The 12,818-nt window shown below is 62.1% G+C and carries 12 protein-coding genes; 1 reads left to right on the top strand and 11 read right to left on the bottom strand.

Annotated features, from left to right (window positions below; translation table 11 throughout):
• Positions 1-131: 131 nt before the first annotated feature.
• The 5 genes from hslV to pobA all read right to left on the bottom strand — a co-directional run bounded on the left by hslV (position 132) and on the right by pobA (position 6,054).
• Positions 132-680: an ATP-dependent protease subunit HslV gene (gene hslV / locus G7047_RS27870; protein ID WP_166311539.1), complete on the bottom strand. Its 549-nt coding sequence runs from the start codon at positions 678-680 to the stop codon at positions 132-134.
• A 197-nt stretch (positions 681-877) separates the two neighbouring features.
• Positions 878-2,647, bottom strand: coding sequence for an STAS domain-containing protein (locus G7047_RS27865; protein ID WP_166311538.1), 1,770 nt, complete (start codon positions 2,645-2,647; stop codon positions 878-880).
• Positions 2,648-2,715: 68 nt separating this feature from the next.
• On the bottom strand, positions 2,716-3,207 hold the full coding sequence (gene dksA / locus G7047_RS27860) for an RNA polymerase-binding protein DksA (protein WP_166311537.1): 492 nt from the start codon (positions 3,205-3,207) through the stop codon (positions 2,716-2,718).
• 396 nt (positions 3,208-3,603) lie between these two features.
• Positions 3,604-4,695: a GTP-binding protein gene (locus G7047_RS27855; protein WP_166311536.1), complete on the bottom strand. Its 1,092-nt coding sequence runs from the start codon at positions 4,693-4,695 to the stop codon at positions 3,604-3,606.
• A 156-nt stretch (positions 4,696-4,851) separates the two neighbouring features.
• The gene (gene pobA, locus G7047_RS27850) at positions 4,852-6,054 is read right to left on the bottom strand and encodes a 4-hydroxybenzoate 3-monooxygenase (RefSeq protein ID WP_166311535.1); all 1,203 of its coding nucleotides are present in this window, start codon (positions 6,052-6,054) and stop codon (positions 4,852-4,854) included.
• Positions 6,055-6,179: 125 nt separating this feature from the next.
• On the opposite strand from pobA, the gene G7047_RS27845 reads away from it, so the two are divergent.
• On the top strand, positions 6,180-6,959 hold the full coding sequence (locus tag G7047_RS27845) for an IclR family transcriptional regulator C-terminal domain-containing protein (protein WP_166311534.1): 780 nt from the start codon (positions 6,180-6,182) through the stop codon (positions 6,957-6,959).
• Between the two features lie 27 nt (positions 6,960-6,986).
• Here the strand turns inward: G7047_RS27845 and G7047_RS27840 are convergent, their stop codons facing one another.
• From G7047_RS27840 to G7047_RS27815, 6 genes are all read right to left on the bottom strand, one after another.
• Positions 6,987-7,997: an aldo/keto reductase gene (locus G7047_RS27840; protein ID WP_166311533.1), complete on the bottom strand. Its 1,011-nt coding sequence runs from the start codon at positions 7,995-7,997 to the stop codon at positions 6,987-6,989.
• Positions 7,998-7,999: 2 nt separating this feature from the next.
• On the bottom strand, positions 8,000-8,968 hold the full coding sequence (locus tag G7047_RS27835) for a Gfo/Idh/MocA family oxidoreductase (RefSeq protein WP_166311532.1): 969 nt from the start codon (positions 8,966-8,968) through the stop codon (positions 8,000-8,002).
• Positions 8,969-8,972: 4 nt separating this feature from the next.
• Entirely contained in the window at positions 8,973-9,836 is an 864-nt protein-coding gene (locus tag G7047_RS27830) for a class III extradiol dioxygenase subunit beta (RefSeq protein ID WP_166311531.1), read from the bottom strand.
• A gap of 20 nt (positions 9,837-9,856) precedes the next feature.
• Positions 9,857-10,276, bottom strand: coding sequence for a protocatechuate 4,5-dioxygenase subunit alpha (gene ligA, locus G7047_RS27825; RefSeq protein ID WP_166311530.1), 420 nt, complete (start codon positions 10,274-10,276; stop codon positions 9,857-9,859).
• A 150-nt stretch (positions 10,277-10,426) separates the two neighbouring features.
• Positions 10,427-11,359 (bottom strand): amidohydrolase family protein, encoded by a 933-nt coding sequence (locus tag G7047_RS27820; RefSeq protein ID WP_166311529.1) that lies wholly within the window; start codon positions 11,357-11,359, stop codon positions 10,427-10,429.
• Between the two features lie 62 nt (positions 11,360-11,421).
• Positions 11,422-12,798, bottom strand: a complete 1,377-nt coding sequence (locus G7047_RS27815; protein WP_166311528.1) for an MFS transporter — start codon at positions 12,796-12,798, stop codon at positions 11,422-11,424.
• Positions 12,799-12,818: the final 20 nt, after the last annotated feature.

Genomic DNA, 12,818 nt, shown 5'->3' with positions numbered 1-12,818 from the left:
CTCCCTCGCCCCTTGGGAGAGAGGGTTGAGGCAAGGGGGATGTCCTGATACGGACGCTGCGAACATCTGGAACGCAGCGGTCACCCTCACCATTGCCTTCTCCCGCAAGCAGGAGAAGGCGAAGAAATGCCTCAAAGGGTTTCGATGGTGTGGTGCATGTTGGTGTAGATGCACAGCTCGCCCGCAATCGCAAGCGACTTGCGGACCACGTCCTCGGCCGAGAGGTCGGTGTTGTTCAGCAGCGCCTTGGCCGCCGAATGCGCATAGGCGCCGCCCGATCCAATGGACACGATGCCCTGCTCGGGTTCGAGCACATCGCCGTTGCCGGTGATGATCAGCGAGGCGCTTTCATCAGCGACGGCGAGCATGGCTTCAAGGCGACGCAGCACGCGGTCGGTGCGCCAGTCCTTGGTGAGCTCAATGGCGGCGCGGGTCAACTGGCCGTTGTGCTTTTCCAGCTTGGCCTCGAAACGCTCGAACAGCGTGAAGGCGTCGGCCGTGGCGCCCGCAAATCCGGCAAGCACCTTGCCGCCGTAGAGCTTGCGCACCTTGCGTGCCGTGCCCTTGACGACGATGTTGCCCAGAGTGACCTGGCCATCGCCGCCAATGGCGACCTGAATGCTGCCGTCAGCCAACTGGCGACGGACACTGAGAATGGTGGTGCCGTGATACTGTTCCATGGCGGTGACAGGTGAGGGCTGAGCCGAATTTATCAAGACGACATTGCGAAGTTTCGCGCAGCCCAGCAACGAAAGAGCGCGCGTGCAGCGCGCTTTTGTCACTCGAGAAGGTATGCGGCCTGCAAATCCAGCGCGGCCCAAGTGAGAGCAGCCGCGCAAGGACCGCCCCGCAGCGCTTCGCACCTCAGGGTGTGCCCTCAATTCCTTCGGGGAACCACCCACGCATGCTCGCCGATACCGATCACGTTGAAGAAAACGGCAATCAAACGATGCAGGTTGATGAACTGCACCGCGCGGCCCTTGGCCTGCTGCTCGGCAGCCCAGTTGAGCACCGAGCCAGCTGCCGGAAAGTCCATGCGGATGAGACGATCACAAGGGATCTGCAGGGGCGCGTCCGGCTTGGCAAGCGCCTCGAATGACTCCAATAGCGGCACCGCATCGCCGTCAATACACCCGGACAGTCCCTGCAGCTTCGAAGCCTCGGGCTTGACGGCGCGTGCAGCACCCTGTGATGGGTTGAGCATGTCGTGCTCGCGCACTGCATCGAGACGTGCCTGCTCAACCACCGCATTGAGCGCGCTGTCATCGCCCTGAAATTTGCATTTGGTGGGAGCCCACGACGGCGGAGAGACCTCATAGGTCACGCAGTAATCGAGCGCCACCAGCTCGAACTCGTCAGGCAAGCCCATCAGGCGCAGCAGCGCCATACGCAGACGCCACCATTGTTCATCGGCCGTGCGGTCACCGGACTGCGTCTTGGACTGCAGCATGGCGTTCAGCGCGGGAACGCCCACGAACTTGAGATCGACGGGCTCATCCGCCCATTGCAGAAACATGTCGCCCAGACCTGGAAGCGCCTGCGGATCGATGTCTGTGGTGCGCGACCAGTTGAAGGTCCATGGCGGCGCGGGTTTGCGCCCAATCGATGCCTGCAGCGCGGCGAGTGATTGAGTGGTGAGCGTTGGTGGCGCATTCCAGCTGAACTCACGCGAATTCACGGCAGCACCAGCGCTTTCCGTGGCCGCTAGCCCCAATTGCTCGGGCAGCGAGAACCACAGCGGTGCAGAGCGGCTGAAGCGGCCTGCATAATCAATGGCCAGCTTGTCAAAGCGTTCCTGCTGGCCCGTCGCACGATACAGATCGAACAAGGTCATCCAAATATCGATCTGGTCCTTGGGATCATCTTGCGCATGACGCGTGAGCACTTCCAGCAAGCCCGATTCAGCGCCTGCGTAGTCGCCATTGGCGAAACGAATGGCTGCTTCTTCTAGGTCGGGTTCGTGCACAAATTTCTCCAGTTCCTCATGAGCGACGACAGCGTCCAATCCCAGCGTGGGCACGTCAAAATCCATGCTCATGCCATTCAACGTCATCGGCACTGTTGGCGCAATCCCCCCCGGAATCGCTCCTGACATTGCACCCGGCATCGTCGCCGGCTGGGTTGCCGCAAAACCCGATGGAGGCATGGTGAGCGGAGCCGTCGCCGCAAACTCCAGCGGCACCTCGGCCGTCACCTGCGGGTCCTGCAACGGAGGCGGAATCACACGCGGCACTGGACGATCACCCGAGGCCCCACCCGGCTTGGCACGCCACCATTGCTGGGACATCTGCGCTTCGATCTCATCGATCTTCTTGAGCGTCACTGCCCTGCCATCCGGCGAGGCATTGGTGCTGCTCGTCTGCGACAACATGGTGCTCTGGGCAAACGAGGTTCGCCCGGTCGCGTCCTCCAGTTTCTGACCCTGCACAACCTCCTTGCGGCGAAGCTTGCGCAGTTGTTCGAACTCGCGGCGACGCACAAAGTCATTTCGCCGCTTGCGCTCGATCATCTCCTTGAGCATCTGTTTGCTGTACTGGCCTTCCTTGTCTTCTTCAGGGGCCTCAAGCTCTGACCACTGAACGGTCGGGTTGCGCACAAAACGCACAACCTTGGACAACAACCCGCGGGCAGCTTCTTCCTTGCTCATGACCATCGGGACAGTGAACCCGCCTCAATCACACAGGTATGTGTCGGACTCGGCAGGTTCAGCATCTGTCAATCTCCGTACATCTTTTGCTTCAGTTCGCGACGTTGCTGGGCTTCCAGGGACAACGTAGCGGTGGGACGTGCGATCAGACGCCCCACGCCGATGGGCTCGCCCGTTTCATCGCAGTAACCGTAGTCCCCCGCGTCGATGCGGGCGATGGACTGCTCGATCTTCTTGAGCAGCTTGCGCTCGCGATCACGGGTGCGCAGCTCCAGCGCGTGCTCCTCTTCGATCGTTGCACGATCAGCAGGATCGGGCACCACCACTGTATCCTCACGCAGATGCTCGGTGGTTTCACCGGCGTTGTTATGCATGTCCTGCTTGATTTGCGTCAATTTATGACGGAAGAACGCCAATTGCTTGTCGTTCATGTATTCACTCTCAGGCATAGAGAGCACTTCTGCGTCGGTCAATTCGTCCCCTGACTTGGTTTTCCAGTTGTTGGCCAGCTTGGGATCCTTCTTGGCGGCCGCCGCAGTGTTTTGCATTGTCGTGGGCATGATGTCAATAAAGCTGGCGGTTGGGGCCACAGCGGCCCCTCTCTGCCGTTGATGGTACGGTCGAATGCGTGTTTCGGGAAGCGTTATGCAAATCCAGCACAGTTTTCACGGCTCTCTCGAGCCACAAGGCCAATGGGGGGATGCCGGTCAGGTGGATCAGGGTCGTACCCTCTTCCTTGCCTGCCCCTTGCATTCCGGCCATCGCCATGGATGTACCAGGTCTGATGCTCACTTCCTGTCTCCTCGCAAAACGGGCGGAGCCGGAACTGTTGATCAAACAACTATCCCGGGTTTTTCGGGGCGCGATTGTAGCGGCCTATTTAGGAAATAGGGGAAAAGTGGCACACAACACACGCCTACTTTCCATTCAGCGCAGGTTTTTCCACTCACCCCAGCTTACACGAGGCACTGGTCCAGTCCTTGAACCAGGATGTCCTTGGGCAAGTCGATGCCGATGAACACCATCTTGCTGACGCGCTCTTCCCCTTCCACCCACTGTGGCCCCAAGTCGCTTCCCATCAATTGGTGCACCCCCTGAAAAATCACCTTGCGCTCCGTTCCCCGCATGTTTAGCACGCCTTTGTAACGCAGCATGCGAGGTCCATAAATGTTCACAATCGCGCCAAGGAAATCTTCAAGCTTGGCAGGATCGAACGCCCGGTCCGCCCGGAAAACAAAGCTCTTCACATCATCGTCGTAGTGATGGTGGTGAGGGTGATTGCAGCTTTCGCCATGCTCATGATCATGATCATGGCCGCAATGTTCGTCATGCTCATGCTCATGATCGTGCCCTTCGCTGTGTCCGTGGTGATGGTCATGCCCGTGATCCGTCTCCCTGAGAAAGTCGGGGTCGATGTCCAGCTTGGCATTCAGGTTGAAACCGCGCAGGTCCAGCACGTCCGCGAGGGGCACGTCACCAAAATGCACAGCGCGGATCGGCGCACGTGGGTTCATGTGCTTGAGGCGGTGTGTCAGCGCTTCCTTCTCTGTCTCGGTCACCAGATCGGTCTTGGACAGGAAGATCTGGTCGGCAAAACCCACCTGACGGCGCGCCTCCTGGCGATCGTCGAGTTGCTGATTGGCGTGTTTGGCATCCACCAGTGTGATGATCGAGTCCAGCAGATAGGTCTCCGCGATCTCGTCATCCATGAAGAAGGTCTGCGCGACCGGACCGGGATCGGCAAGGCCGGTTGTCTCGATGACGATGCGGTCGAACTCGACCAACCCCTTGCGGCGCTTGGCAGCCAGCAACTGCAGCGTTTCACGCAGATCTTCGCGGATCGTGCAGCAGATGCAGCCATTGCTCATCTGCACGATCTGCTCCTTGGTTTCGGTCCGGAGGATGTCGGTGTCGATGTTCTCTTCACCAAATTCGTTCTCGATCACCGCGATCTTCTGGCCATGCGCCTCATGCAGCAGGCGCTTGAGCAGGGTGGTTTTGCCGGAACCCAGAAAGCCGGTGAGGATGGTGGCGGGGATCAGAGACATTCGAAATTCACTTTCAGCAAAGATTCGCGGCACGCCACCGGCAAATGGCAGAGTGCCGCGAAGGGTCTTGTGAGCCAACTGGCTATCGCGTCAAGTTTAACGAGAGCGCCCGGGGGTCGCAGCCGCCCGCGCGCATGTCCACTGATCGATTGCGTTTTATGCGCAGGTCTCCAGCAACGACTCGATGCGCATCGGCAGGCCCACGTAATTCTCCGCCAGGGCGCTGGAGGCCGCGCGGGACTTCACCAGATAGTTCAGCTCGGCCGCCTGCATCTTGAGCTCGAACTCCCCCATCTCCGAGAAACGGTGAGTGAGCGTCGTGAACCACCACGAAAAGCGCTCGGCGCTCCAGACGCGCTCGAGGCAACGCTTCGAGTAATGCTCGATGCCGCTCGCGCTTTTCTCCAGATAGTGGTCGGTCAGCGCTTCATGGAGAAAGCCCACATCGGACGCAGCCAGGTTGAGTCCCTTGGCACCCGTCGGCGGCACGATGTGCGCCGCGTCGCCCGCCAGAAACAAGCGGCCATGGCGCATGGGCTCGGTCACGAAGCTGCGCAGCGGCGCAATGCTCTTCTCGAGTGACGGGCCGGTCACCAGATTCCTGCAGGCATCCGCACCCAAGCGCAGTCGCAGCTCGTCCCAAAACGCGTTATCGCTCCAATCCTCTACGTGATCGGACAGCGGCACCTGCAGGTAGTAGCGGCTGCGCGTCTTGCTGCGCATGCTGCACAGCACAAAGCCACGCGGCGTGTGGGCGTAGATCAGCTCATCAGAAACTGGAGGCACATCGGCCAGCATGCCCAGCCAGCCGAAGGGGTAGACGCGCTCGTAGGTGCGCAGCACGCTGGCTGGAATCGACTTGCGGCTCACGCCATGAAAGCCGTCGCAACCGGCGATGAAGTCGCACTGCAGCACCCGCTCCTCGCCGCCCTGACGGTAACGGACCTGCGGTGTGTGGGTCTCGATGTCTTCGAGTCGCACCACATCCGCCTCGTAGATCGTCGCCAGCCCCGCCGCCTTGCGCGCGTCCATGAGATCGCGGGTGACCTCGGTCTGGCCGTACACGGTCACATGCTTGCCGCCGGTGAGTTCCGCGAGATCGATGCGGTGGCGTGCGCCGTCGAATATCAACTCGATGCCGTCGTGCACCAACCCCTCCTGATGCGCGCGTTGCGACACGCCCGCGAGATCAAGCAGATCGACGGCGGTCTTCTCGAGCACCCCCGCGCGGATGCGGCCGAGCACGTAGTCGGGCGTCTGGCGCTCGAGCACGACGTTGTCGATGCCCGCCTTGTGCAGCAGTTGTCCGAGCAACAGACCCGCTGGTCCGGCGCCGATGATGGCCACTTGTGTGCGCATGAAAGTCTCCTCTGTTTGATGACGCGGAGACCATAAATTTTTCGTTGCGGCTTGTGCTTCACGCGACGCGAACGCTGCGCGACAATCGCGCAAGCTGCGCGCTGATCGCGCAAAGGATTGCTTCCATGACCATTGCATCGGCAGACCTCATCGCCGGTCTCGCCAAGGGCCTGGCCGTGCTGGAAAGTTTCGATATGCAGCGCCAGCGATTGAACGCCACACTGGCCGCGCAGCGCACCGGCCTCACGCGTGCCGCCGCGCGCAGACATCTGCTCACGCTTGCGCATCTCGGTTATCTCGAATCGGATGGAAGCTACTTCTGGCTCTCGCCACGCGTGCTGCGTTTTTCGGGCAGCTATCTCGCTTCCGCGCGACTGCCCAGACTGGTGCAGCCCACGCTCAATCAGCTCGCGCTCAAGCTGCGCCAGCCCTGCTCCGTGGTGGTGCTCGACAACGACGAAGTGGTGATCGTGGCGCGCAGCAACACCAGCACCACCAGCGACATGCACCAGCTCTCTGCCTACGGCCTGCATCTCGGCGCGCGTCTGCCCGCACACGCCACGTCCACAGGGCGCATGCTGCTCGCCAGCAAAAGTCAGAGCGAATGGCAGCAATGGAGGCACGAGCGCGAACTGCCGCGTCTCACGCCGCACACCGTCACGCAGATGGAATCGCTCGCGCCCATCATCGAGCAGGTCCGCGAGCAGGACTGGTGCTATGCGAGCGGCGAGCACGAACTTAGCGTGCATGCCGTCGCCGTTCCCCTGCGCGACATGCAGGGCCGCACTGTGGCGGCGCTCAATGTGGTGCTGCACCGCGCAACGGCGTTCGACGAGGACGCGCTCGTCGCCGAGCTGCTGCCGCACATGCTGGATGCGGCGCGGCAGGTGCGCGGCCAGCTCTGAGCGCACACCTGCTCTGGTTCAGAGCCGTCAGAACATCTCGGTATCGACTTCCTTTTGAGTCGCGGGCGCATAACGCGGCCCCGCCACGGAATGTTCACCGATAAGCTCGCCCGCCTGCTTCAGCATAGACGCATCAATACGCAGATGCGCCGCATGCAGGTTGTTCAGCAGATGCCGCTCGCTAGTCGTTCCCGGAATCGGAATGATGTGCTCACTCTGCGCGAGCAGCCACGCGAGCGCGAGTTGCGCAGGTGAGCAATCCGCGAGCCGGGCCAGCGCGACGAAGCCGTCGAGCAGCTGCAGATTGCGTGCGTAATGCTCAGGCTGAAAACGCGGCATCGCGCGCCGTATGTCGCCTGCTTCAAACAGGGAAGGATCACGCAGATCGCCGCAGAGAAAGCCGCGAGCGAGCGGGCTGAATGCGACGAAGGCCGTGCCCAGTTCCTGGCACGCTTCGAGCATCGCGATCTCGGGATTGCGCGTCCACAGCGAATACTCTGTCTGCACCGCCGCGATGGGATGCACCGCATGCGCGCGCTGCAGCGTGGCCGCCGAGATCTCCGACAGGCCGATGCTGCGGATCTTGCCCTCGCGCACCAGATCGGCCAGCGCGCCCACGCTGTCCTCCACCGGCACTTGACGGTCCCAGCGGTGCAGGTAGTAGAGGTCGATCACATCGGTCTGCAGACGGCGCAATGCTGCCTCGCAGGTGGCCTTGAGCGTCTCGGGCCGTCCGTCGATCACCCGCTGCAGCTTGCCGTCACCGTTCACATCCGCGCCATGCATGCCGCATTTGCTGGCCAACGTAATGCGGTCGCGATGCGGCTTGAGCACCTGCCCGAGCAGCGTTTCGTTGGCGCCAAAACCGTAGAGCGCAGCCGTGTCGAACAGCGTGACGCCCGCGTCGAGGGCGGTGAGCAGCACCCGCTCGGCCTGCTCGCGCGACGGCGGCGTGCCATAGGCGTGGCTCAGGTTCATGCAGCCAAGGCCGATGGCGCTCACCTGAAACGGGCCGAGCGCGCGCGTAGGGGTTGACATACTCAGAGACCCTGCTGCGCGAGCTGTTGTTCGAGCTGGTGCAGCACGCGATAGCAGGGCAGCACTTGATGCACACTGGAGTTGGGCTCGCGCCCTTCGCGGATGGCCGCGAAGAACTCGCGGTCCTGCAGCTCGATGCCATTCATCGACACATCCACCTTGCTCACATCCACCGTGACCTCGCCGAGCTTGCTGTCCGAACGCACTAAATCGTCGTAGCGCGCGATGTAGGTCGCGTTGTCGCCGATGTAGCGAAAGAACGTGCCGAGCGGGCCGTCGTTGTTGAAGCTCAGCGACAACGTGCAGATCGCGCCGGACTGACTGCGCAGCTGGATGGACATGTCCATCGCGATGCCGAGCACCGGGTGGGTGGGACCTTGCATCGCCTGCGCCTGCACGATCTCACCGGCCTGGTACGCAAACAGGTCCACGGTATGCGCGGCGTGGTGCCACAGCAGGTGGTCAGTCCAGCTGCGCGGCTCGCCGAGCGCGTTGGTGTTGGTGCGGCGAAAGAAATAGGTCTGCACATCCATTTGCTGGATGTTGAACTCGCCCGCCGTCACCTTTTTGTGGACGTACTGATGGCTGGGGTTGAAGCGGCGTGTGTGCCCCACCATCGCGACCAACCCGGTCTGCAACTGCAACGCGGCGACGGCCTGCGCGCCCTCGAAGCTGTCGGCCAACGGAATCTCGACCTGCACATGTTTACCCGCGAGCATGCACTGCTGCGCCTGTGCGGCGTGCATCTGCGTGGGCGTGCAGAGGATGACGGCGTCGAGCTCCTTGATCGCAAGGCTTTCCTTCAAATCGCTCGCGACATGCGGAATGCCGTACTTTTGCGCCACTTCCTGCGTCTTGGCGAGATCGCGGCCGACCAGCGAAATCACCTCCACATCGCGAATGTTGCGGATGCCGTCGAGATGTTTGATGCCGAACGCGCCCGCGCCGACGAGTGCCACTTTGATGGTCATGGTGTCAGTTCTCCAGAATCAGATGACCCACGGCCGTATTCGATGCAGGCACGTGGAAAAAACGATGGCGCACATGCGGCGTCTTGCCGCCCGCGACATCGGCCATCGCTCCACGCGCGATCAGCCACATCACGAGTTCGATGCCTTCCGATCCCGCCTCACGCACATAGTCGACATGCGGCATGGTGGAGAGCTCCGCCGGATCGGCAATCAAGCGGTCGAGAAAATCGTTGTCCCACGGCGCATTGATGAGGCCCGCGCGCGATCCCTGCAGCTGATGACTCATGCCGCCCGTGCCCCAGATCTGCACCTTGAGCGGTTCGTCATAGGACTCGATGGCGCGGCGGATTGCCTGCCCGATCTGAAAGCAGCGCTTGCCGCTCGGCACCGGGTACTGCACTACGTTGACGGCGAACGGAATGACGGGGCAAGGCCAGGCGTCCTTCACCGGATCGAGCTTTCCGCACATCAGCGACAGTGGCACGGTGAGACCATGATCGACATCCATGCGGTTCACGATGGTCAGATCGAAATCGTCCTGGATCACGCTGTGCGCGATATGGCTTGCGAGTTGTGGATGGCCCTTCACGACCGGCACCGGGCGCGGTCCCCAGCCCTCGTCGGCGGGTTGGAATTCGGCCGCAGTGCCGATGGCGAAAGTCGGGATCATCTCCAGGCTGAAGGCGTTCGCGTGGTCGTTGTAGACCAGAAAGATGACGTCGGGCTTCTCATTCTTCATCCACTGGCGGGACTCGTCATAGCCTTGGAAAACCTTCTGCCAGTATGGCTCCTGGTCCTTGCCCAAGTCCATGGCGGCGCCGATGGCCGGAACATGCGATGTGTATACGGAGGCGGTGATGCGTGCCACGTTCTGACTCCCTGATTCAATCAATTGCCTGTGGAACGCGCGGGCTGCGCGTCGCCGTTTTCGCCGAGATGGCGATTGCCTTCGATGCTGCGGCCGCCGCTGATCATCATGTCGCGGTACTGCGCCTCGCTCAAGCCGGTCATCGAGCCCGCCATCTGCTGAAAGCTCAAACCATCAGTCGCGCCGATCTTGGCGAGGAAATAGATGTTGCCGCCGGTGCGCATGCACCAATTCAAGTCGCGCGCCAGAACGGCCAGTTTCTGCTCTTCACTCATCTGCCATTCGTCGAGATAGGCGCGCTCGTTCGCCTTGAATCGCGCGCGGTTGTCGGCCTTCATGAGCGACATGCAGAACTGGTTGAGCCAGTAGCCTTTTCGGCTCTGGTCGGCGTCGAAAATGATGGTGCCCGGGATGTCCAGGTACGGCTTTTCAAGAGACATGGGGGGACTCTCCGAGTTGAAAATGGAGGGGGCCTGCGTTCATCGATTCAGCAGGACGGACTATGCGTTTCGCGCCTCGATCCGAAGCACAATTTTTCGCATGCGCCGCCGCTTGCGAATAAACGAAAGTCATCGTACCGGCAAGTACGCTCATCGCACTTCCTCTGGCCAGTACAGGCGCATCGGGTTGTCGACCAGCAGCTTCTTCTGCTGCTCGGGCGTCGTTGCGATGGAGGGGATGAAGTCGACCAGCAAGCCATCGTCGGGCATATGGTCTTTGAGGTTGGGATGCGGCCAGTCCGTGCCCCAGAGCACGCGATCCGGGAACTCCTCGACGATGCGGCGCGCGAACGGCACCACGTCGCAATACGCCTGCTGCTCGCCATCCAGCGCACGCGGGCCGGTGACCGACAGCCGCTCGGGGCAGCTCACCTTGCTCCACACGTTCGGGTGCTCGCGCATGAAGCGCAGGAACAGCGCGAACTCCTCGCTGTCCACGCCCTTGCCCACATCGGGGCGGCCCATGTGGTCGACCACCACGGTCGTTGGCAGGCCCGAAAAGAAGTCCCACAGCTCGGGTAAATCCACCGCCTCGAAATAAATCACCACATGCCAACCGAACTTCGCGATGCGCGCGGCGATCTCCTGCATCTCCTCCTTGGGAGTAAAGTCCACGAGCCGCTTGACGAAGTTAAAGCGCACGCCGCGCACGCCCGCTGCATGCAGCACCTTGAGCTGCACATCGCTGATGCCGCGCCGCACCGTGACCACGCCGCGCGCCCGGCCCTTCGATGCCACGCAGGCATCGACCAGCGCACTGTTGTCCGCGCCGTGGCAGGTGGCCTGCACGATCACGTTGCGCGCAAAGCCGAGGTGGTCGCGCAGCGCGAACAACTGCTCGCGGCTCGCGTCGCACGGCGTGTACTTGCGCTCGGGCGCAAACGGATATTCCGCCCCCGGCCCGAACACATGGCAGTGCGCATCGACGCTGCCCGCTGGCAGCTTGAATCGCGGCTTGACCGGACCGGCGTACCAATCCAGCCAGCCCGGTGTTTTGGTGAATTCACTCGCTAGCGTTGACATGGCTTCCCCTCCCCTTTTGTGGTGTCAAATGAATGAGCAAAAACGTTGCAGCCGCCTGCACGTCAATGCGATGCGATAGTGGTGGAGCTCTTGGCGCCCTTGTTTGCCGCCGACGCGGGATGCGCGAGCTGCTTGATCAGGAGCGCCACCATCGCGACCAGCCCCGGTAAGGCGACCACGGTGAAGATCGTCTCGGCGCTGAGATGGCGCACCGTGAGTTCGGCCACGAGAAACGAGCCCGCGATACCGCCGAAGCGGCCAATGCCCAGCATCCAGGCGACTCCTGTTGCGCGGCCCTGCGTGGGATAGAAAGCCGCCGCGAGCGCGGGCATGGACGACTGCGCGGTGTTCATGATGGTTCCGGCGATGAACACCACCGTCATCAGCCCGCCGACGTTGCCCACGGCTTGGCCGATGGCCCAGATCGACACCGCCGTCAGCGCATAGCCGAGCGCGATGACGCGGTTGGCGTTGTAGCGATCCATGAGCCAGCCAAAGAAGATCGCGCCCACGCCGCCCAGCGGAAACAACGCGGCGATCAGCGTCGCCGTGCGCGGCTCAATGCCCGCGTCCTTGAACAGGATGGGCATCCAGTTCATCAGCGCGTAGAACACCACCAGCCCCATGAAATACGCCAACCACAGCATCACCGAGCCCACGCGATACTGGCGCGACAGCACCACAGCGATGCCGCTGCTGGCCGCCTTCTCCGAACCAGTGACCTCCTGCAGATGAAAGGCCTCTGCGGTTCGCGCCATGTCGCCCGCGATGCGTTCCAGCACGACGCGGATGCGCTCCACCGGCCAGCGCTTGATCACCATGTAGCGCACCGATTCGGGTAGCACAAAGAACAACGCCACGCCCAGCACCAGCGGCGCCACGCCGCCCAGCATCAGCACGCTGCGCCAGCCGAAGTTCGGAATCATCCAGGCCGCGAGAAAACCGCCGAGCGCCGCGCCCAGCGGAAAGCCGCAGAACATCGCATTGGTGAGCATCGAGCGGCGCGACTCGGGGCAATATTCGCTCGTGAGCGTGACGGCATTCGGCATCGCCGCGCCCAGCCCCAGCCCCGTGACGAAGCGCCATATCGTCAGCTCGTCGATGCCCGACGCGTGCGACGACGCGAGACAGGCCACGCCGAACACCAGCACAGAGCCGATCAGCACACGCTTGCGCCCGAGCCGGTCCGCCATCGGCCCGGCCGAGATCGCGCCCGCAGCCAGCCCGAACAGCGCTGCGCTCAACACAGGCCCAAGCGCGGGCCTGCTCACGCCCCATTCCTGCACCAGCGACGGCGCGATGTAGCCGATCATCGCGGTGTCGAATCCATCGAGCAGCACGATGAAGAAGCACAGCGCGTAGATGGTCCACTGGTAGCCCGTGATGCCCGCCGTGTTCAGCAGCGATTGCACATTGACGGAGTTGTCTGTTGGTTTCATGAGAGTCCTTGCCGGTTCTG

Source organism: Diaphorobacter sp. HDW4A (assembly GCF_011305995.1).
Classification (GTDB): Bacteria; Pseudomonadota; Gammaproteobacteria; order Burkholderiales; family Burkholderiaceae_C; genus Diaphorobacter_A.
The sequence above is the reverse complement of the archived record's forward strand: the minus strand, read 5'-3'. Positions and strand labels throughout refer to the sequence as shown.

Bases quoted from the DNA above. Each gene is read 5' to 3' on its own strand.
- G7047_RS27815 (WP_166311528.1), bottom strand. From the start codon at position 12,798: ATGAAACCAACAGACAACTCCGTCAATGTGCAATCGCTGCTGAACACG.
- G7047_RS27865 (WP_166311538.1), bottom strand. From the start codon at position 2,647: ATGAGCAAGGAAGAAGCTGCCCGCGGGTTGTTGTCCAAGGTTGTGCGT.
- G7047_RS27840 (WP_166311533.1), bottom strand. From the start codon at position 7,997: ATGTCAACCCCTACGCGCGCGCTCGGCCCGTTTCAGGTGAGCGCCATC.
- G7047_RS27835 (WP_166311532.1), bottom strand. From the start codon at position 8,968: ATGACCATCAAAGTGGCACTCGTCGGCGCGGGCGCGTTCGGCATCAAA.
- G7047_RS27855 (WP_166311536.1), bottom strand. From the start codon at position 4,695: ATGTCTCTGATCCCCGCCACCATCCTCACCGGCTTTCTGGGTTCCGGC.
- G7047_RS27845 (WP_166311534.1), top strand. From the start codon at position 6,180: ATGACCATTGCATCGGCAGACCTCATCGCCGGTCTCGCCAAGGGCCTG.
- ligA (WP_166311530.1), bottom strand. From the start codon at position 10,276: ATGTCTCTTGAAAAGCCGTACCTGGACATCCCGGGCACCATCATTTTC.
- pobA (WP_166311535.1), bottom strand. From the start codon at position 6,054: ATGCGCACACAAGTGGCCATCATCGGCGCCGGACCAGCGGGTCTGTTG.
- dksA (WP_166311537.1), bottom strand. From the start codon at position 3,207: ATGCCCACGACAATGCAAAACACTGCGGCGGCCGCCAAGAAGGATCCC.
- G7047_RS27820 (WP_166311529.1), bottom strand. From the start codon at position 11,359: ATGTCAACGCTAGCGAGTGAATTCACCAAAACACCGGGCTGGCTGGAT.
- hslV (WP_166311539.1), bottom strand. From the start codon at position 680: ATGGAACAGTATCACGGCACCACCATTCTCAGTGTCCGTCGCCAGTTG.